The organism is Ferrovibrio terrae, from assembly GCF_007197755.1.
Classification (GTDB): Bacteria; Pseudomonadota; Alphaproteobacteria; order Ferrovibrionales; family Ferrovibrionaceae; genus Ferrovibrio; species Ferrovibrio terrae.
Window position 1 is genome coordinate 1221794 of sequence record NZ_CP041636.1, and the last position, 17939, is coordinate 1239732.

The window sequence follows — 17939 nt, forward strand, 5'->3', positions numbered from 1 at the left end:
ATGAACTACTGGCTGATGAAATCCGAACCTTCCGCCTGGTCCTGGGACCAGCAGGTGAAGAAGAAAATCGAGACCTGGAACGGCGTGCGCAATTACCAGGCCGCCAACAACATGAAGGCGATGGCGCTGGGCGATCGCGCCTTCTTCTACCATTCGGTGGACGAGAAGCAGATCGTCGGCATCGTCGAGATCTGCAAGCTGTATCACCCCGACCCGACCGACGAGACGGCTAAGTTCGGCATGGTGAGCGTCAAGGCGCTGATGCCGCTGAAAACCCCGGTCACGCTGGCGCAGATCAAGGCCGAGCCGAAGCTGCAGGGCATGGCGCTGCTGAAGCAGTCGCGACTTTCCGTGCAGCCGGTCGATGCGGCCGCCTGGAAAATCATCTGCAAGATGGGTGGCGTGAGCGTGTAGACAAAGATTGTCATGGCCGGGTTTGACCCGGCCATCCACGTGGCTGGATTGCGTGCAATGGTTGGCGAGATTCAAAAAGATAAGGCGTGGATGGCCGGGTCAAGCCCGGCCATGACAGCTTTTGGGTTGGATGCGCCATGACCACCCGCCCCAACCAGCCCGCACCCGGCACGAAACTGCTGCGTTTCGACGAACTGGGCGAGACCGACGCCAAGGGTTTCAGCTTCGGCGAGGGCAAGGAGCGCTTCCAGTGTTTCGTGGTGCGCTGGATGGGCGGCGTGTTCGGCTATGTCAACGAATGCCCGCATGTGCGCACGCCGCTGGACTGGCAACCCGACAAGTTTTTCAACCTGCGGCGCGACGCCCTGCAATGCGGCACCCATGGCGCGCTGTTCACCATCCATGACGGCATGTGCTTTATCGGCCCGTGCAAGACCAAGGCGCTGGAGCCGTTTGCCGTCAAGCTCGATGGTGAAGGCTGGGTGATCGCCGCCTAGGCTGCTGAAACGAAAAGCGGCCGGGATGCGCGAGGGACGCATCGCCGGCCGCAGATCGGCAGCAGGCAGGGTGGGAGGAGCTGCCGCCGACCACTTCTGAATCCCTGGCGCCTAACCGGCGCGGGTGATGACCCGGATATCGCGACAGGCGTCCGCCAGGCCAAGCAGGGCCTGGCCGAGCATGCTGAGCGGTGTCTGGCGACGCGTAACCTTGCGAGACATGGTTTTGCCTCTTCAGCCGGAGCACATCACAGGATGGCAAACCGTCGCCGGCCCGCCATGGACAGAGCCTACCGGGCGGCCGATATAAATGCAAGTAAGAATTATTATCATATATAAACCTGAAAAGACCGGGCAGGATTGGCCTGCCCGGTCGGGGACTACAGGCGCGGGGCTCAGGCCGACGCGTCGAGGTCGCGAGCCTCGTCCTGGCGTCGCGCGCTGGCCTGGCGCAGCCGCGTGGCCAGGCGGCGGATCTCCGCCTCCTGCACGCCATCGCGCCGCATCAGCAGCTGGGTCATGGGATCAGCCAGCATGTCGTTGAGGGCGGGTTCGGCGGCGAGCCAACACACTTCCGTCCCACCGATCAGATGAATGGCAGTGCTGCGCGTGTTCATTGGCCCCTCCTTCCTCTGCGCTGCCGTTCCGGTTCGTGCCGGCGGCAACGCATACAACAACTTGGTCCGTTTCCCGTACGCGGGCCGTATAACGGCGCTCGCGTTTGATCTATGGCGCTCACCATACTTCGGCAAGCATGCCCGGCGTGTGACGAGAAAGCGGTATTTTCGTGACGCGTGATTCAGGACTGCGCGAACGGGTGTATGAGTGTGCAGTGCAGCGCAATCACGCGCTTGTGGTCGCAGCTGACGACGCCAATCGCGGAAACTGCTGCCGTCGTCACAGATTGCTTCAACTTCGATCCGGCAGGATGGGATATTGCGCAACGAGGGACCGAATTTCATGGCCGAGGCCGACCACGCCGCATCCCGCTTCACCGGCCGGCTCGGCCGCGCCATCGCTGACGAGGAACAGCGCGGGCTGGTCTTCGCCTTCCGCGCGCGCCTGATCGCCGTCGCGGTGGTGATGGCCTATCTGCTGCTGGCGATCGATGGCCAGCGGCAGTTCTACTACATCGGCGTCGCCGCCGTATTCCTGCTGCTCGGCTGGGTGCCGCATCTGCTGCGGCGACACCGCCATGCCGTGCCGGTACGGCTTGGCTTCGTGGTGCTGGACGCCATCCTGGTGACGGCGGTGGTGATCCTGCCGCCGCCGGGCGCGCTGGATTACGGCTTTCCGATCCAGATGCGCGTGCGCGGCCCGGAATTCCTCTATCTCGTGCTGCTGATCGTCGGCTCGGCGCTGTCCTATTCGCCGCTGCAGGTGATCTGGACCGGCCTGTGGTCGATCCTGGCCTGGTCGGCCGGCATGGTGATGGTGGCGATGCGCAGCGACACGCTGACCACCCCGCCGGGCATCGGTGCCTCACCGCAGGCGCTGCTGCAGCTGATCACCAATCCTTACTATGTCGGCTATTTCCAGCTGCTGAACCAGGTGGTGCTGACCGCCATCGCCACCGCCGTGCTGGCAGCCGCCGTCTGGCGGTCGCGCGCATTGCTGCTGCGCCATACCCGCGCCGAGATCGCGCGCGCCGACCTGGCGCGCTATGTCGCGCCCGATGTCGCCGATGCGATCATGGACGATCCGGCCACGGCCGAGAGTTTCGGCACGCCGGCCAACCGCAATGTCGCGGTGCTGTTCGCCGATGTCGTCGGCTTCACCGGCCTGTCGGAACATATGGCGCCCGACCGCGTAGTGCGGTTGCTGAAAAGCCTGCATGAGCGCGGCAGCGGCGTGGTCTTCGCCCATGGCGGTTCGCTGGACAAATATCTCGGCGACGGTTTCCTCGCCACCTTCGGCGGCATCCGCAGCCAGCCCGATGCGGCCGCGCGCGCCGTGCGCTGTGCCGTGGCGTTACAGGCCGAGGTCGAACGCTGGAACGCCAAGCGCCAGAGTCGCGGCCATGCGCCGTTGCGGCTGTCGGTCGGCGTGCATTACGGCCCGGTTGTGGCGGCCAATGTCGGCAGCGCGCAGCGGCTGGAATTCACCGTGGTCGGCGACACCGTCAACATCGCCAGCCGGCTGGAGACGCTGACCCGCGCGCTGGATTGCCGCATTGCCGTGTCGGATGCGGCGCTGAGCGAGTCACGACTGCATGACGCGAGCCTGCCGCCGTTTGAAGCCGCCGGCGACCGCCGCCTCGAGGGCCGCGAGCAGACGCTGTCGGTGCATACCTGGCCGGTTAGAACTTAACCGGGCGGGCTTAACCGGCGTCGTGGAAGATCACACCGAGCGTGTGGCGGCTGCCCGAGTGCAACGTCGAGACGCCGTGGCGCATGGCGACGCGGTAGCTGCCGCGCGTGCCCTGCACGGGACGCTGGTTGACGGCGAAGATCACCGCCTCGCCCTGCTGTAGACGCACCACTTCGGCGCGGCTCTGGCTGCGCGGCTTGTTCTCGACCAGCACGAACTCCCCGCCACTGAAGTCTGACGGATCACTGAGCAGCAGGGTGAGCTGCAGCGGAAACACCATCTCGCCGTAGAGATCCTGGTGCAGGCGGTTGTAATCGCCGGGACCGTAACGCAGCAGCAGCGGTGTCGGCCGCGACTGCCCGGCGGCATGACACTGCGCGATGTAATCCTGATGCGCCGCCGGAAATTTTTCGGCCTGCTGCCAGCGGTTGGCCAGCACTGCTAAGCGCGGATAAATCCTTTCGCGCAGCGTCTGGATCGCATCGGGGAGCGGATATTTGAAATAGCGGTATTCGCCCTGGCCGAAGCCGTGCCGCGCCATCACCACGCGGTTGCGGAATGGCGCCGGATCGTCATACAGCGCCACGAGTGCAGAGCATTCGTCGGCTGAGAGCAAAGGCCCGGTAGTGGCGAAGCCCTGTTGATCCAGCCGCTGCAGCAAAGCGGACCAGTCGAGCGCGTCGAGACGGGAAGCGAGCGATGTCATGCGCCTGATATAGCGGAGCGGCCGCGCGGCGGCTTCCCGTTTATTGCGAAGATAGCAGCGCCGCAAAGGCGGCCGTGTCGGTATAGACGCGGTATTCGGCGATCAGGCCATCGCGGAACCGGAAGGCATTGGTGCTGCCGACGCGGATCTCGCGGCCGCTGCTGCGGGCGCGCCACACCCCGCGCCCCATCATCACGATCCACTCGCCCTCGGTCACGGTGGCGTCGGGCACCATCTCGACCAGCTCCAGTGCCTCGCGCACCAGCGTGAGAAAGCGCCGGTAGCCGGCGAAACCGTCATGCCGCCCGCTCCAGGGCAGCACATCCGCCGGGCCGTCATACTGCACGCAGACATCGGGCGTCAGCAGCCGTTCCAGCGTGGCGAAATCGCCGGCGCGTAACGCTGCATAGTAGCTGTCAAGAACGGCCCTGCTCATTATGCGCCGATAAACGCCTTGTAGCTCTCGGCCAGTTCCGGCACGACGGCATCCATGATGGTCTTGCCATGCGCGGCCGTGGCCAGCGCCGGATTCGAACCGATGCGGCCATCGGGGAAGCGGCCGCGATAATCGGCGGCATCGGTGAAGCCGCCAAACGGCGCGACGCGCGGGCTCATCTCGGCCTGCTTGATCGCTTCGGGGTAGGCATGGAAGGTGACGCTGACCTCGCTCGGCGTGGCATGACTGCCTTCTTCACCCGGGAACAGGCTGTTCGACAAACGCTTGGCGCTCGGCGCTTCCCACCAGTTCTTGATCATGCAGCGCACGCTCGGCAGGTTATGACCGGGCTGGGCCAGCGAGGCCTCCGCGTAGATTTCTGAAAACGCCGCCGTGGTGGTGGCGATGTTGCCGCCATGGCCGTTGAGGAAAAAGAAGCGGTCGAAGCCGTGACGGCTCAGGGAGGCCACCCAGTCGCGGATCACCGCGATCATGGTGGAGGGCCGCAGGGTCATCGAGCCCGAGAAAGCAAGATGATGCTGCGCCATGCCCACAGAGAGCGTGGGCGCGACCATCGCCTCGGCGACCTTGCCGACCTCGCGGGCGAAGACTTCGGCGCAGATCGCGTCCGTCCCGACCAGACCGTTCGGACCATGCTGCTCGGTCGAGCCGATCGGGATGATGATGCCGGTCGAGCGCTTCAGATAGGTCTCGACTTCGGCCCAGGTGGACAGATGCAACTGCATGACGGCTCCGCGTGAAAAGCACTGCCGTCATAGGAAGGGCAGCACGCCAAAAAGTCTAGGGCTGGAAAAGTCCGGACTCAGGCTGCCGCTTCATCCTTCTCGGGCAGTGAGGCCACGGCCGCCGCCGCCTCTGCCTCGCACTGCGCGCGCCGGATGGCCTCTTCCTCGCGCCAAGCCTTCATCAGCGCGGCGCGGCGCTTCGGATAACGCTGCGGGATCGGCGTCAGCGTCACGATGCGGTCGGTGCGGAAATGCCGGAAGGCCTGGCGCAGCTCGCACCATGCCACCACCATGCGCACGCTCTCGAAGAAGGCCAGCGCGAATGGCCAGACGACACGCGTGCTGTCGCGCTCGTTCTCGTCGCGATAGGCCATCTGCATCTTGTGTTCGCTGCGGATCAGCTGGCGGATGGTGGCGAGTTCGGCATCGCCCGCCGCAATCACCGGCGCGCCGGCGATGAACAGGCTTTCGCTGTCGAGTGCATCGCGCAGGTCCACCGGCAGCACCGCGCCGATCCGCGCGATGGCATTGCGTGCCGCAGCGCCCAGCCGCGCATCGGCGCGTTCGGCGACCCAGCGCGAGCCGAGCAGCAGGGCTTCGAGCTCTTCTTCCGAGAACATCAGCGGCGGCAGCATGAAGCCCGGCCGCAGCACATAGCCCACGCCGGGCTCGCCATCGATGCTGGCGCCCTGCGCCTGCAGGCTGGCGATGTCGCGGTAGAGCGTGCGTAAGGAGATGCCGAGTTCGTTGGCGAGGTTCTGGCCGCTGACCGGCTGGCGGTGGCGGCGCAGGCACTGGATCAGGGCAAGCAGGCGTTCGGCGCGGGACATTGTCTTTCACCCGTCTGGGGAGGCCCCGGTGGGGGCGAATGAACCACAGTCTGCCAGATTATACTGCCAGTTCCTGTCAGGATGGTTGGAATTCCCGGAGGATCGGTTCGGCTTCGCAGGTGTTCGCGGCGCTTCGCGCGTGTTCGTGGGTGTTCGCAGCGGTTCGTTTTGCTTCGTACGGGTTCGCTGGCGTTCGTAGCGGTTCGTGAGCGTTCGTGGCGGTTCGCCAATAACAGAGCCTGGCTGCCATATTCTGTCAGGCATACCCGCCGGGACCGTCCCGGCACCCGGCGGATTATAGAACATTATGTGAACATTTCCAAGGGCGGATCTTGCCGGCCAGGGCCCGGAAGCGGGACGGGAAACCGGATGGCATCCGCGCTTGACGGGGGGTCGGTTCTCCCTATGATGCGCCCGCCCTCTCCGGTTCCTCACCGGAGGGATCGGCATTCCTTGCATGGACCGGGTCGTCGTGGCTGCCGTCCGACCATGCGCCGAAATTCAGGACTACAGACAGAATGAGCAAGCGTCAGGAATCCAAGTACAAGATTAATCGCCGCCTCGGCGAAAATCTCTGGGGTCGCGCCAAGAGCCCGATCAACAAGCGCGAATATCCGCCGGGCCAGCATGGCCAGAAGCGCAAGAAGCCGACCGACTACGGCACGCAGCTGATGGCGAAGCAGCGCCTGAAGGGCTACTACGGCAACATCACCGAGAAGCAGTTCCGCCGCGTCTATGCCGAAGCCAACCGCCGTCGCGGTGATACGTCGGAAAACCTGATCGGCCTGCTGGAGCGCCGCCTCGACGCCGTCGTCTACCGCATGAAGGTGGTGCCGACCGTGTTCGCCGCCCGCCAGTTCGTCAACCATGGCCACATCCTGGTCAATGGCAAGCGCGTCACCATCGCCAGCTACCAGGTGAAGATCGGCGACGTGATCGAAGTGCGGAGCGCCGCCAAGGACTTCACCTTCGTGCTCGAATCCGTGAAGTCGAGCGAGCGTGAAGTGCCGGACTACATCGAGTTCGAAGAGAACAAGCTGCGTGGCACCTTCAAGCGCGTGCCGCTGCTCGCTGACGTTCCCTACCCGGTGAAGATGGAACCGAACATGGTCGTCGAGTATTACTCGCGCTAATTGGTTCGGATCTCTTCCGAGACATCAAAGGCCGCTCTCACGAGCGGCCTTTTTTTTGCGCGGTGTCACCACGACGATGCGTCTTTCCTGAGCCGCAACCATCGCGGGCAGAAGATGCTGCGCTTTACTTGCCCTGATTAATCGCTGAGAATGCGGCGAGCGATCTCTTCTCCGCCCGGCTCATGTCATTCCTTCGCCATTACGCCCTGCCGATTGCCGCCGCCGCCATCGTGGTGGTGCTGGGCCTGCTGCTGGCGCTCGTGCTGCATCGCCAGCAGGAGGAGCGGCTGGTGGCCGATGCCGAGGCCGGGCTGAACCGGATCGCGCAGCAGATTTCCGCTTCGCTCGATGATCTGTTCGAACCGGCCATCACCTTCACCAACACCGTGAATGATGCGCGGCTGTTCGAGACCTCCGGCACTGATACCGCGCGGCTGCTGTTCGCACTGGGCGGCAATCCGCTGCGCCGCCTGCCGCAGGTGAACGGCATCTATCTCGGCTTTCCCGATGGCGCCTTCCTGCAGATGCAGCAGTTCGTGCCCGAGCCGGTGCGCGATGCCACGACCGGGCTGATCGATGCGGCGATGGGCACGCGCCGCATCCTGCTGCCGCGCGCGCAGGACGGCAGCAATGGCGACGACCGCTGGCTGTATTTCGACCGCACGGCGGCCGCGGGCCAGGAATGGCGGAAGGCCAGCGTGATGCCGCCGCCCTACGATCCGCGCCTGCGGCCGTGGTATCTGCAGGCGCTGGTCAGCGACCTGCCGGTCTGGACCGATCCTTATGTCTTTGCCTCGACCGGCAAGCTGGGCGTGACCTATGCCACCAAGATCCTGAAACCCGACGGCGAGCTGTGGGCGGTGCTGGGCATCGACCTGAGCATCGAGGCGCTGTCGCGCATCCTGCTGCAGCATGAACGGCGGCATGCCGGATTCGACGGACTGGTCTTCGCCACCGACCATCTCGGCAACGTGCTGGCGCATCCCGATGTGGCGGCGCTGATCGACCGCACGGATCTCAACCTGAGCACCTTCCTGCAGCGTTACCAGCATCCCAGCACCTTCGAGCGCCAGATCATCGCCACGGTGAAACAGGCCGGCCCGGTCTATCGCCTGCGGTCTGATGGCGTGGACTACATCCTGTCGCGCGCCGATCCGCGCGGCAGCAATGCCATGCCGCTGCGGCTGCATATGGCGCAGAACCTGGACAGCGTGACCGCGGCGGCGCGCAAGACGCTCGGCCGCAACCTCCTCTATCTGGTGATCGGCGCGGTGGCGCTGGGCGCCGGCATCGCCTATGCCGTGAAGCTGAGCGTGGAAGTGGGCGCGCGCAAACGCGCCGAGACCGAGCTGATCGGCGCGCGCGACCAGGCCGAAGCCGCGACCAAAGCCAAATCCGATTTCCTCGCCACCATGAGCCACGAGATCCGCACGCCGATGAATGGCGTGATGTCGATGGCCGAGATGCTGGAGCTGACCCGGCTGGATGCCGACCAGCAGCGCATGGCCAAGGTGATCCGCGAGTCTGGCGGCGCGCTGCTGACCGTGATCAACGACATCCTTGATTTTTCCAAGATCGAGGCCGGCAAACTGGATCTCGAACAGATCGCCTTCTCGCTGGGCGATGCGGTGGATGGCGTGGGCGAATTGCTGGCGGCGCGCGCCGACGACAAGGGGCTGGACCTGCTGGTCGAGATCGACCCCGCGCTGCCCGACCAGCGGCTGGGCGACCCGACGCGGCTGCGGCAGGTACTGCTCAATCTCGGCGGCAACGCGATCAAGTTCACCGAACGCGGCCATGTGCATATGAGCGTGCGCGAGACAGGCGATGGCCTGCTGCACTTTGCCGTGCGCGATACCGGCATCGGCCTGACGCCGGAACAGCAGGCCAGGCTGTTCCAGCCCTTCATGCAGGCCGACTCCTCCACGGCGCGCAAATTCGGCGGCACCGGGCTGGGGCTTTCGATCTGCCATCGGCTCTGCGAGATGATGGGCGGCCGCATCGGCGTGGACAGCACACCGGGCGAGGGCTCGGTCTTCTGGTTCGAACTGCCGCTGCCGGCAGAGGCGGGCGCCACCGCGCCGGCGCCGCCGGCCGAGATTTCAGGCGACTTCAATCACGGCGGCATTGCCGGCACGCGCGCGCTGCTGGTCGGGCTGCCCGACAGCATGGCAGACGTGGCGACGCGCTATCTGGAGGCGGCCGGCATCGCGGTGGCGGCACGCGTCGACACGCTGGAGGCCGCCGCCGCGCAGCCACCGGGCAGCCATGACCTCGCGCTGGTGGATGCGCGCTGCTCGGATTACGTGATGCAGGAGGCCGCCGACCTGCTCGATCCCGGCCTGCCACGCATCCTGCTGGCCTCGCGCTATCTGGTCTCGACGCTGGATGCGGCGGCCCATCCTGACAAGCAGGGGGCCAGCTTCCGCGCCACGCTGACCTATCCGCTGCATCGCATCAGCCTGTGGCGCGCGGTCGCGCTGGCGCGCGGCCTGACTGTGCCCGAACAGGCCGCCGCCACGCGCGACGACATGGATTTCACTCCGCCCGACTTCACCGAGGCTGCCGCCGCGCAGGCCATGATCCTGGTTGCCGAAGACAATCCGACCAACCAGATGGTGATCCGCCAGATGCTGTCGCGCATGGGTTTTGCCTGCGACATCGCCGCCGATGGCGCCGCGGCGCTGCGGCAGTACGAAGCCGAGCGCGGTTCCTATGGCCTGCTGCTGACCGATTTCCATATGCCGGAGATGGATGGCTTCGCGCTGACCGCCGCGATCCGCGCGCAGGAAGCGCAACGCGGCGCTCCACGTTTGCCGATCATTGCGCTGACCGCCGATGCGCTGAGCGGCACCGAACAGAAATGCCTCGCAGCCGGCATGGATGCCTATCTGACCAAGCCGATCGACAGCCGCGCGCTTGGCCGCATGCTGGCGCACTGGCTGCCGCGGGCATTGCCGCTGCGGCGCAGCGCCGAGAGCGTGGCCGCTGCAGCGGCACCGGCAAAGCCGAAGCCACCGACGGCGGCCGCCTGGGACACCGATATCTTTGACGCCACCAAGCTGGCCGAGAGTTTCGGCAGCTTCAACGACATGGCCAAGCAGCTGTTGCAGGATTTCCTGCGCGATGCGCGGGACCGGCTGGATGAGGTCAACGCCGCGCTGGCCGCCGGCGATCTCGCGCAGCTGCGCCATCTGGCCCATGCGCTGAAAGGCGGCGCGCTCACCATCGGCGCCGGGCGGCTGGGCCATCTCGCCGGTGATCTGCAGGATGCCTGCGATGCGCAGGATGCCGACACCGCCGCGCTGATGGCGGAACTTCTGCCGCCGACCCTGGACGAACTGACCGCCACCCTTCCCCTGATCCTGAAGGCCTGACCGAGATGAGCGACGACAAAGACAAGTATCAAAAACTGCGCATCCTGGTGATCGAGGATGAATCCTATACGCGCCTGATGATTGTCGGTCTGCTGCGCCAGATCGGCTTCAACCTCATCGGCGAGGCGGCCGAGGGCGAGGCCGGCTTCAAGGAGACGGTGCGCACGCGGCCGCAGGTGGTGCTGTGCGACGTGCATATGGCGCCGATGGACGGGCTGGATTATCTGGGCAAGCTGCGCGGCTTTGCCAACCAGGCGATTGCCGCCACGCCGGTGGTGTTCCTCACCGCCGACAAACAGCAGGAGACCGTGCTCTCGGCCAAGCAGCTCAAGGTCGATGGTTATCTGGTCAAGCCGGTGTCGCTGCAGGTGCTGAAGCAACGCCTCGACGGGCTGTTGAAATTCCACAACCTGCTCTGAGGGTAGATATCCGCGCATGAAAAAGCCGCCGGGGCGATCCGGCGGCTTTTGGTTTGTCGCAGCGATGAGGTCGCGGGACTTACTCCGCCGCGGCCTTCGCGGCCGCACCCTGTACTGCGGCCTGCGCGTCTTCCTTCTGCCAGCGCAGCGCGATGTCCTTCAGCGCATCCAGCATCGGATTCAGTTCGGCGCCACGCGGCGCCAGGCTGTAGGTCACCTGCGGCGGGATCGTCGCCTGGTAGTCGCGATGCACCAGCCGCGCGTCTTCCAGCATGCGCAGCCGCTCGGTCAGCACCTTGGCCGAGATGCCGCCGACCTCGCGTTTCAGTTCGCCGAAGCGGCGCGGGCCCTGCGTGCGCAGGATGTAGAGGATGTAGGTGGTCCAGGGCCCCATCAGCAGCCGCAGCACGGCATCGATCGGGCACTCATTACGCCCGGAAGCGGACTTGTCGGCGGGACTGACCATCGGGGAAACTCCGGTTCAAATTCATACCAGTTACTTTTAAGTACCTACTTTACTCAGGAAATCAAGGGGACATATTAATAGTCACCTGAAGTAACCTGCTTGCCTCAGGTAATCTACTTTTTTTTACTGCAAAACAGGGACTTAACGACATGACCCAGTCCAAATCGACCATTGCGGTGGTCTATCACAGCGGTTACGGCCATACCCAGAAACAGGCCGAGGCCGTGGCCGATGGCGCTGCCGCCGGCGGCGCACAGGTTCTGCTGGTGCCGGTGAGCGAGGCCGAGGCCCGCATTGCCGAGATCAATGCCGCTGACGCGATCATCTTCGGCGCGCCGACCTACATGGGCAGCGTCTCGGCGCCGTTCAAAGCCTTCATGGATTTCAGCTCCGGCGTCTGGTTCACCCGCGGCTGGAAGGACAAGATCGCCGCCGGCTTCACCAACTCGGCCTCGCAGTCGGGCGACAAGCTGAACTCGCTGCAGCAGCTTTCGGTCTTCGCCGCACAGCACGGCATGGTCTGGGTCGGCCTCGACCTGCTGCCAGGCAACAACAATTCCAAGGGCAGCGTGAACGACCTCAACCGCCTCGGCAGTTTCCTCGGCGCCATGGCGCAGTCGAACAGCGACGAAGGCCCGGACAAAGGCCCGATCGCCAGCGACCTGGAGACTGCGAAGTATCTCGGCAGGCGCGTGGCGACGCTGACCGCGCAGTTCGTGGCCAGCAAGCAGCGCGAACTGGTCGACGCGTAATCGACTGGCTCCGGCATGTTAAGGCTCCGGTCCTCGCGACCGGAGCCTTTTGCATGCGGCCCTAGTTGCTGAACAGGTGACTGCCGGAGTCGGGATGCGCATCCAGCATGTCCGACACGCGCGTCACTTTTCCATCGCGGATTTCAAAGATCGCACCGGCCGGCAGGCTGTAATTCTGGCCTTCCGCATCGGGCAGGCCGTCTTCGGTTTCGAGATAGACGCCGAGCAGGGTGAATTCCGCTTCGGCGCGCGTGCCGTCTTCGCTGGCGATAACAAACAGATCGACGGCCTTTTCCTCGTAGCAGCGCGCAGTCTGGTCGAGCCAGGCGCGGAAGGCGGCCTTGCCGGCCTCGCTGCGGCCATCGCCATGCATGCCCGACAGATCATGCACCACATCGTCGGCCAGCAGGCTGAGGCAGCCATCGACATCGCGCGCATTGAGCGCGTCGAAGTAGCGCTTGACCAGTCCGGCAGAGTCTCTGTCGCTCATCTCTATGTCGCCCCCGCGCCAGATTAGGCCGCGCGGCCGGCCTTGCCCAGCACAAGGTCGATTGTATGGGCCGCGATGTTTCGCAACTGCGGCTCGTCGTCGAAGGCGCGTTCCAGCACGGCGAGGCCACGCGTCACCGTGGCGATCTGCCAGGCGGCCGCAGCTGCATCGCCGCTGAACTCGCCGCGTGCCGCAGCGCGCACAAAGGCGGCTTCGATCAGCGCGGTGATGCGCGTGACCAGCGCCGCGAAAGCGTCGCGCGCCTGGTGGTGCAGCGCAGCGTCAGCGGAAGAGTCGAGTTCCATCAGCCCGCGCGTGGTGGGACAGCCGCGCGGCGGCGTGCCGGAGCGGAAATTGCGGATCGTCATCTCGAAAAACGCCGTCAGGCTGTCGCGCAGATTGCCGCCGCCCAGCGTCTGTTCGACAGCGGCCAGATAGTCGCCGGCATAGCGGTCATAGGCGGCGAGGAACAGCGCCTCCTTGCTGCCGAAGGCGTTGTAGAGGCTGCCGCGCTGCACGCCGGCCTCGCGCGCGATATCCGACAGCAAGGCGCCGCGCAGACCCTTGCGCCAGACCTGGTCGAAGGCGATGCGCAGCAGGGCATCGTTGTCGAATTCGCGTGGTCGCATATCGGTTTTCCCGGGATACAGGCATAAACATAGTATTTGACATAGCGTCAATAACATGGTTTCTCGACATCGTGTCAAAAACTATTGAAGTGATAGCCCATGATCACCGCCCTGACCAGCTTCACCCTGCCCGCACCGATCAGCCGGGAAGATGCCGTCGCCATCTTCCGCAGCACCGCGCCGAAATACCGCAACGTGCCGGGCCTCTATCGCAAGACCTATGTACTCTATCCCGATGGCGTCACCGTCGGCGGCATCTATCTGTGGCAGACCCGCGAAGCGGCCGAGGCGATGTACACCGACGCATGGCGCGACTTTGTGCGCGGCAAATACGGCTGCGAGCCGAGCGTGACCTATCTCGACAGCCCGGTGGTGGTCGATAACGTCACGCAGCAGACCGTGATCGATGATTTGGGCGAGGCCTGAGTTGTCGAACCGCGAAGGCGGCTGCCTGTGCGGCGCCGTACGCTATGTGCTGAAAGCCGAGCCGCGACCGGGCGTACTGTGTCACTGCACGCATTGCCGCAAGCAGAGCGGCAGCCTGTTCTCGTTCAACATCGTGCTGCGCGAGAGCGACTACGAACAGCAGGGCGAGACGAAAGTGTTTGTCGATACCGGCGACAGCGGCCAGCCGGTGAACCGCCATTTCTGCGGCAACTGCGGCGCGCCGATCCTGGTGAAGATCGCGGCAGCACCAAAGCATGTGGTGATCAAGGCCGGCTCGCTGGATAATCTCGGCGGGCTGACCGCGACGACGGAAATTTATTGCGATCATGCCGCCGACTGGCTCGCGCCAGTGGCGGGCGCGGCGCGATTCCCGCAGAACCAGTCATAAAAAAGGCGCTGCCGGCTTGCGCTGGCAGCGCCTTGTTATTCGCGGTGAAGCGGAAGCTTACGCTTCCTGGACGGCGACGCCCTTGTCGGTGAGATACTGCTGCAGCTCGCCGTTCTGGTACATCTCTTTCACGATGTCGCAGCCGCCGACGAACTCGCCCTTCACATAAAGCTGCGGGAAGGTCGGCCAGTCGGAGAATTCCTTGAGGTGCGTGCGGATCGCCGGGTCCGACAGAATGTCGATGCCTTTGAACTTCAGGCCAAGGCGCGACAGCACCTGCACGGTGACGGCCGAGAAGCCGCATTGCGGAAACACCGGCGTGCCCTTCATGAACAGCACGACCTCGTTGCCGGCAAGCTCTTCGCGGATACGCTCGAAAGTCTGTTCCTTCTCGCTCATGGCGATCGTCCTCTGGTCGTTATTCGTTATGGCGTCTGCGTGGTGAGCTGCAGGGCATGCAGCTGGCCGCCCATGCGGCCCTTGAGTGCGGCATAGACCATCTGGTGCTGCTGCACCCGGGTCTTGCCGGCAAACGCGCTGGAGACCACGGTGGCGGCGTAATGGTCGCCGTCGCCGCGCAGGTCGTCGATGCGCACCTGGGCATCGGGCAGCGCGTCCTTGATCATGCTCTCGATTTCGCTGGCATCCATTGCCATTTTGTCAGCGTCCTTTTTGACCGATATTCACTGTTTACCGGCCATGAAGCCCGGCAGCCAGCCCTCATGGGCCGACTTGAGCTGCGCCACCGATATGGTGCCAAGGCCGGCAAAGGTCAACGCGTCGCCGCCGGTCAGGCCGAGCTTGGCGACCGGCGCCCCGGCAGCTTCCATCGCTGCGATCACCGCCTCGGCCTTTTCCGCCGGGCAGGTCAGCACATAACGGGCCTGATCCTCGCCGAAACCGATCTCGAATTCGTCGCCCGAGGGCAGTTTCACCTCGGCGCCGAAGCCGGCCGCCATGGCCATCTCGGCCAGGGCGATGGCCAGACCGCCGTCCGAGCAGTCATGCACCGCCGAGACCATGCCCTTGCCGATCAGCATCCGCACGGCATCGCCATTGGTGCGCTCGACCTTCAGGTCGACCGGCGGCGGCGGGCCGGCTTCCTGGCCGCAGATGTCGCGCAGGTAAACCGACTGGCCGAGATGGCCGTTGGTCTTGCCCACCAGCAGGATGGCTTCGCCCGGCAGCTTGAAGGCCAGCGTCGCCATCTTGGTCACGTCATCCAGAATACCGACGCCACCGATGGCGGGCGTGGGGAGAATCCCCTTGCCGTTGGTCTCGTTATAGAGCGACACGTTGCCCGACACGACCGGGTAGTCGAGCGCCAGGCAGGCTTCACGGATGCCTTCGACGGCACCGACGAACTGCCCCATGATCTCGGGGCGTTCCGGGTTGCCGAAATTCATGTTGTCGGTGATGGCGAGCGGACGCGCGCCCACCGCGGTGAGGTTGCGCCAGGTTTCGGCCACTGCCTGCTTGCCGCCCTCGACCGGGTCGGCAAAGACATAACGCGGCGTGCAGTCGGTGGTCATGGCGAGGGCCTTCTTCTCGTTGCCCTCGATGCGCACCACGGCCGCGTCGCCGCCCGGCACCTGTGCCGTGTTGCCACGGATCAGATGGTCATACTGTTCCCAGATCCAGCGGCGTGAGCTGAGATCCGGCGAACCGATCAGCTTGCCCAGCGCCTCGACAAACGGCAGCGGATGGTTGACGCGGCCAAGCGGCTTCTGCGGCGGCGTCTTCACCCACGGCCTGTCATACTCCGGCGAGGCAGCGGCGAGCGGATCGATCGGCAGGTCGCCGACCTGCTCGCCGTTGAAGCGCAGCACCATGCGGCCGGTATCGGTGAGATGACCGATGACGGCGAAATCGAGTTCCCACTTCTTGAAGATCGCCTCGGCCTGCGGCTCGCTGCCCGGCTTGAGGATGATCAGCATGCGCTCCTGGCTTTCGGAGAGCATGAATTCGAACGGCGTCATGCCGGTTTCGCGCGCCGGCACCTTGTCAAGATCGATGACGATGCCCATGCCGCCCTTGGACGCCATCTCGAAGGACGAAGACGTCAGACCGGCCGCGCCCATATCCTGGATGGCGACGATGGTGTCGGTGTTCATCAGTTCGAGGCAGGCCTCGATCAGCAGCTTTTCGGTGAAGGGATCGCCGACCTGCACGGTGGGCCGCTTCTCTTCGCTGTCCTCGGTGAATTCAGCCGAGGCCATGGTGGCGCCATGGATGCCGTCGCGGCCGGTCTTGGAGCCGACATAGACGACGGGATTGCCCAGGCCCGCGGCGGCCGAATAGAAAATCTTGTCGGTTTTCGCGAGACCGACCGTCATCGCGTTGACCAGGATGTTGCCGTTGTAGCTCGGGTGGAAATTCACCTCGCCGGCCACCGTCGGCACGCCGACGCTGTTGCCGTAGCCGCCGATGCCATGCACCACGCCCGAGACCAGATGGCGCGTCTTGGCATGATCGGGCGAGCCGAAGCGCAGCGCATTCAGGTTGGCGACGGGACGCGCGCCCATGGTGAAGACATCGCGCAGGATGCCGCCCACGCCGGTCGCCGCACCCTGATAGGGCTCGATGAAGGAGGGATGGTTGTGGCTTTCCATCTTGAAGATGGCGGCATAGCCGTCACCGATATCGATCACGCCGGCATTCTCGCCCGGACCGCAGATCACCCACGGCGCTTTCGTCGGCAGGGTCTTGAGCCACTTCTTCGACGACTTGTAGGAGCAGTGCTCCGACCACATCACCGAGAAGATGCCGAGTTCGACCTGGTTGGGCTCGCGGCCCATGATCTCCAGCACCAGATCGTATTCGGCCTTGCTCAGGCCCATCAGATCCTTGGGATACTTCGTCTCACTCACGCCGGTCTTGCTCAAGACAGGGACTCCGCAATCGATTCAAACAGGCCGAGACCATCGGTGCCGCCGCAGACCGGGTCGGTGGCGTTTTCCGGATGCGGCATCAGGCCAAGCACGGTCTTCTTCGCGTTATAAATGCCGGCGATATTGGACACAGAGCCGTTCAGGTTGGTGCTGGCTGCGACATTGCCGAGGCTGTCGGCATAGCGGAAGGCGACAAGGTCGGCATCTTCCAGACGCTTCACGCTGTCGGCGTCCAGCGTGTAGTTGCCATCGTGATGCGCGACCGGCACGCGGATGGTCTGGCCCTTGCGGTATTTCTGCGTGAACTGGCTGGCGGTGGTCTCGACGCGCAGGTTCACTTCGCGGCAGATGAACTGCAGGCTGGCATTGGTCATCAGCGCGCCAGGCAGCAGGCCCGCCTCACACGCAATCTGGAAACCGTTGCACACGGCCAGCACGCGCGTGCCGGCCTCGGCGCGCTTTTTCACTTCCTGCATGATCGGCGAATTGGCCGCCATGGCGCCGCAGCGCAGGTAATCGCCGTAGGAAAAACCGCCCGGCAGCACGATCAGGTCGATGTCTTTCGGCAGTTCGCTGTCGCCATGCCACACGTCAACCGGCGGCTTGCCGTTGTTGACCTTGGTCAGCGCCATGCGCATGTCGCGCTCGCGGTTCGATCCGGGGAAGGTGACGATGGCAGCCTTCATTGATCAGCCCACCAGTTCGACGGAGAAATTCTCGATCACGGTGTTGGCCAGCAGCTTCTGCGCCATGTCCTTCACGGCGGCCTCGATCTCGGCCTTGGGCTTCGCGGCCAGCGCGCCGGTCAGTTCGAGTTCGATCAGCTTGCCCTGGCGCACATCGGCGACATCGGCGAAGCCGAGGCCATGCAGCGCGTGATTGATCGCCTTGCCCTGCGGGTCGAGCACGCCGTTCTTCAGGGAAACATGTACGCGGGCTTTCATCGTCTCTTCGTCCTTCTGAAAAAGCAGCGGCGGCCCTTGCTCTGGCCGCCGCTTCAAGTCACGG

General features: G+C 64.7%; 22 protein-coding genes. 9 read left to right on the forward strand and 13 right to left on the reverse strand.

What is annotated here, in order from left to right; all coding sequences use genetic code 11:
- Nucleotides 1–414 (forward strand): EVE domain-containing protein, encoded by a 414-nt coding sequence (locus tag FNB15_RS05925; protein WP_144067822.1) that lies wholly within the window; start codon nt 1–3, stop codon nt 412–414.
- Nucleotides 415–551: 137 nt separating this feature from the next.
- Nucleotides 552–911: a Rieske (2Fe-2S) protein gene (locus FNB15_RS05930; protein ID WP_144067823.1), complete on the forward strand. Its 360-nt coding sequence runs from the start codon at nt 552–554 to the stop codon at nt 909–911.
- A 395-nt stretch (nt 912–1306) separates the two neighbouring features.
- Here FNB15_RS05930 and FNB15_RS05935 read toward each other — a convergent pair whose 3' ends face one another.
- The gene (locus FNB15_RS05935) at nt 1307–1528 is read right to left on the reverse strand and encodes a hypothetical protein (protein ID WP_144067824.1); all 222 of its coding nucleotides are present in this window, start codon (nt 1526–1528) and stop codon (nt 1307–1309) included.
- A 319-nt stretch (nt 1529–1847) separates the two neighbouring features.
- On the opposite strand from FNB15_RS05935, the gene FNB15_RS05940 reads away from it, so the two are divergent.
- The gene (locus FNB15_RS05940; RefSeq protein ID WP_144067825.1) at nt 1848–3221 is read left to right on the forward strand and encodes an adenylate/guanylate cyclase domain-containing protein; all 1374 of its coding nucleotides are present in this window, start codon (nt 1848–1850) and stop codon (nt 3219–3221) included.
- A gap of 10 nt (nt 3222–3231) precedes the next feature.
- Here FNB15_RS05940 and FNB15_RS05945 read toward each other — a convergent pair whose 3' ends face one another.
- From FNB15_RS05945 to FNB15_RS05960, 4 genes are all read right to left on the reverse strand, one after another.
- Nucleotides 3232–3927: a 2OG-Fe(II) oxygenase gene (locus FNB15_RS05945; protein WP_144067826.1), complete on the reverse strand. Its 696-nt coding sequence runs from the start codon at nt 3925–3927 to the stop codon at nt 3232–3234.
- Between the two features lie 40 nt (nt 3928–3967).
- Nucleotides 3968–4363, reverse strand: coding sequence for a nuclear transport factor 2 family protein (locus FNB15_RS05950; protein WP_144067827.1), 396 nt, complete (start codon nt 4361–4363; stop codon nt 3968–3970).
- Complete coding sequence (locus tag FNB15_RS05955) at nt 4363–5109, reverse strand: creatininase family protein (protein ID WP_144067828.1); 747 nt, start codon at nt 5107–5109, stop codon at nt 4363–4365. The genes FNB15_RS05950 and FNB15_RS05955 overlap by 1 nt, the downstream gene beginning before the upstream one ends.
- Before the next feature lie 77 nt (nt 5110–5186).
- Nucleotides 5187–5939 carry a helix-turn-helix transcriptional regulator gene (locus FNB15_RS05960; RefSeq protein ID WP_144067829.1) on the reverse strand — a complete coding sequence of 251 codons (753 nt, stop codon included), beginning with the start codon at nt 5937–5939 and terminating at the stop codon, nt 5187–5189.
- Between the two features lie 518 nt (nt 5940–6457).
- Here FNB15_RS05960 and rpsD point away from each other — a divergent pair.
- From rpsD to FNB15_RS05975, 3 genes are all read left to right on the forward strand, one after another.
- Nucleotides 6458–7072 (forward strand): 30S ribosomal protein S4, encoded by a 615-nt coding sequence (rpsD, locus tag FNB15_RS05965; RefSeq protein ID WP_144067830.1) that lies wholly within the window; start codon nt 6458–6460, stop codon nt 7070–7072.
- Nucleotides 7073–7254: 182 nt separating this feature from the next.
- Nucleotides 7255–10449 carry an ATP-binding protein gene (locus FNB15_RS05970; protein WP_144067831.1) on the forward strand — a complete coding sequence of 1065 codons (3195 nt, stop codon included), beginning with the start codon at nt 7255–7257 and terminating at the stop codon, nt 10447–10449.
- A 5-nt stretch (nt 10450–10454) separates the two neighbouring features.
- On the forward strand, nt 10455–10868 hold the full coding sequence (locus FNB15_RS05975; protein ID WP_144067832.1) for a response regulator: 414 nt from the start codon (nt 10455–10457) through the stop codon (nt 10866–10868).
- 79 nt (nt 10869–10947) lie between these two features.
- Here FNB15_RS05975 and FNB15_RS05980 read toward each other — a convergent pair whose 3' ends face one another.
- Entirely contained in the window at nt 10948–11334 is a 387-nt protein-coding gene (locus FNB15_RS05980; protein ID WP_144067833.1) for a winged helix-turn-helix transcriptional regulator, read from the reverse strand.
- Nucleotides 11335–11483: 149 nt separating this feature from the next.
- Between FNB15_RS05980 and FNB15_RS05985 the strand changes: the two genes are divergently transcribed.
- Entirely contained in the window at nt 11484–12086 is a 603-nt protein-coding gene (locus FNB15_RS05985) for a flavodoxin family protein (RefSeq protein WP_144067834.1), read from the forward strand.
- Between the two features lie 61 nt (nt 12087–12147).
- On the opposite strand, the gene FNB15_RS05990 is transcribed toward FNB15_RS05985, so the two are convergent.
- Both FNB15_RS05990 and FNB15_RS05995 read right to left on the reverse strand, forming a co-directional pair.
- A complete protein-coding gene (locus FNB15_RS05990) occupies nt 12148–12576 on the reverse strand; it encodes a nuclear transport factor 2 family protein (protein ID WP_144067835.1) in 429 nt (142 codons plus the stop codon).
- A gap of 23 nt (nt 12577–12599) precedes the next feature.
- Complete coding sequence (locus tag FNB15_RS05995) at nt 12600–13205, reverse strand: TetR/AcrR family transcriptional regulator (protein WP_144067836.1); 606 nt, start codon at nt 13203–13205, stop codon at nt 12600–12602.
- Between the two features lie 99 nt (nt 13206–13304).
- On the opposite strand from FNB15_RS05995, the gene FNB15_RS06000 reads away from it, so the two are divergent.
- Nucleotides 13305–13631, forward strand: coding sequence for a monooxygenase (locus FNB15_RS06000; protein ID WP_144067837.1), 327 nt, complete (start codon nt 13305–13307; stop codon nt 13629–13631).
- 1 nt (nt 13632) lies between these two features.
- Entirely contained in the window at nt 13633–14040 is a 408-nt protein-coding gene (locus FNB15_RS06005; RefSeq protein WP_144067838.1) for a GFA family protein, read from the forward strand.
- 57 nt (nt 14041–14097) lie between these two features.
- Here FNB15_RS06005 and grxD read toward each other — a convergent pair whose 3' ends face one another.
- Genes grxD through purS form a run of 5 tightly spaced genes read right to left on the reverse strand, consistent with a single transcriptional unit; the run spans nt 14098 to nt 17875 of the window.
- A complete protein-coding gene (gene grxD, locus FNB15_RS06010) occupies nt 14098–14439 on the reverse strand; it encodes a Grx4 family monothiol glutaredoxin (RefSeq protein WP_144067839.1) in 342 nt (113 codons plus the stop codon).
- Nucleotides 14440–14465: 26 nt separating this feature from the next.
- The gene (locus FNB15_RS06015; RefSeq protein ID WP_144067840.1) at nt 14466–14696 is read right to left on the reverse strand and encodes a BolA family protein; all 231 of its coding nucleotides are present in this window, start codon (nt 14694–14696) and stop codon (nt 14466–14468) included.
- A gap of 27 nt (nt 14697–14723) precedes the next feature.
- Nucleotides 14724–16880, reverse strand: coding sequence for a phosphoribosylformylglycinamidine synthase subunit PurL (gene purL / locus FNB15_RS06020; protein ID WP_144258648.1), 2157 nt, complete (start codon nt 16878–16880; stop codon nt 14724–14726).
- A 41-nt stretch (nt 16881–16921) separates the two neighbouring features.
- Entirely contained in the window at nt 16922–17617 is a 696-nt protein-coding gene (purQ, locus tag FNB15_RS06025; RefSeq protein WP_144067841.1) for a phosphoribosylformylglycinamidine synthase subunit PurQ, read from the reverse strand.
- A gap of 3 nt (nt 17618–17620) precedes the next feature.
- Entirely contained in the window at nt 17621–17875 is a 255-nt protein-coding gene (gene purS, locus FNB15_RS06030) for a phosphoribosylformylglycinamidine synthase subunit PurS (RefSeq protein ID WP_144067842.1), read from the reverse strand.
- Nucleotides 17876–17939: the final 64 nt, after the last annotated feature.

What these genes read in the sequence shown, in the direction of transcription:
- FNB15_RS05950 (WP_144067827.1), bottom strand. Translation starts at nt 4,363, where the DNA reads ATGAGCAGGGCCGTTCTTGACAGCTACTATGCAGCGTTACGCGCCGGC.
- FNB15_RS06000 (WP_144067837.1), top strand. Translation starts at nt 13,305, where the DNA reads ATGATCACCGCCCTGACCAGCTTCACCCTGCCCGCACCGATCAGCCGG.
- FNB15_RS05935 (WP_144067824.1), bottom strand. Translation starts at nt 1,528, where the DNA reads ATGAACACGCGCAGCACTGCCATTCATCTGATCGGTGGGACGGAAGTG.
- purQ (WP_144067841.1), bottom strand. Translation starts at nt 17,617, where the DNA reads ATGAAGGCTGCCATCGTCACCTTCCCCGGATCGAACCGCGAGCGCGAC.
- FNB15_RS05955 (WP_144067828.1), bottom strand. Translation starts at nt 5,109, where the DNA reads ATGCAGTTGCATCTGTCCACCTGGGCCGAAGTCGAGACCTATCTGAAG.
- FNB15_RS05980 (WP_144067833.1), bottom strand. Translation starts at nt 11,334, where the DNA reads ATGGTCAGTCCCGCCGACAAGTCCGCTTCCGGGCGTAATGAGTGCCCG.
- FNB15_RS05930 (WP_144067823.1), top strand. Translation starts at nt 552, where the DNA reads ATGACCACCCGCCCCAACCAGCCCGCACCCGGCACGAAACTGCTGCGT.
- purS (WP_144067842.1), bottom strand. Translation starts at nt 17,875, where the DNA reads ATGAAAGCCCGCGTACATGTTTCCCTGAAGAACGGCGTGCTCGACCCG.
- FNB15_RS05925 (WP_144067822.1), top strand. Translation starts at nt 1, where the DNA reads ATGAACTACTGGCTGATGAAATCCGAACCTTCCGCCTGGTCCTGGGAC.
- FNB15_RS05975 (WP_144067832.1), top strand. Translation starts at nt 10,455, where the DNA reads ATGAGCGACGACAAAGACAAGTATCAAAAACTGCGCATCCTGGTGATC.
- FNB15_RS05960 (WP_144067829.1), bottom strand. Translation starts at nt 5,939, where the DNA reads ATGTCCCGCGCCGAACGCCTGCTTGCCCTGATCCAGTGCCTGCGCCGC.
- FNB15_RS06015 (WP_144067840.1), bottom strand. Translation starts at nt 14,696, where the DNA reads ATGGCAATGGATGCCAGCGAAATCGAGAGCATGATCAAGGACGCGCTG.
- FNB15_RS05995 (WP_144067836.1), bottom strand. Translation starts at nt 13,205, where the DNA reads ATGCGACCACGCGAATTCGACAACGATGCCCTGCTGCGCATCGCCTTC.
- FNB15_RS05990 (WP_144067835.1), bottom strand. Translation starts at nt 12,576, where the DNA reads ATGAGCGACAGAGACTCTGCCGGACTGGTCAAGCGCTACTTCGACGCG.
- FNB15_RS05945 (WP_144067826.1), bottom strand. Translation starts at nt 3,927, where the DNA reads ATGACATCGCTCGCTTCCCGTCTCGACGCGCTCGACTGGTCCGCTTTG.
- rpsD (WP_144067830.1), top strand. Translation starts at nt 6,458, where the DNA reads ATGAGCAAGCGTCAGGAATCCAAGTACAAGATTAATCGCCGCCTCGGC.
- FNB15_RS05970 (WP_144067831.1), top strand. Translation starts at nt 7,255, where the DNA reads ATGTCATTCCTTCGCCATTACGCCCTGCCGATTGCCGCCGCCGCCATC.
- grxD (WP_144067839.1), bottom strand. Translation starts at nt 14,439, where the DNA reads ATGAGCGAGAAGGAACAGACTTTCGAGCGTATCCGCGAAGAGCTTGCC.
- purL (WP_144258648.1), bottom strand. Translation starts at nt 16,880, where the DNA reads ATGGGCCTGAGCAAGGCCGAATACGATCTGGTGCTGGAGATCATGGGC.
- FNB15_RS05985 (WP_144067834.1), top strand. Translation starts at nt 11,484, where the DNA reads ATGACCCAGTCCAAATCGACCATTGCGGTGGTCTATCACAGCGGTTAC.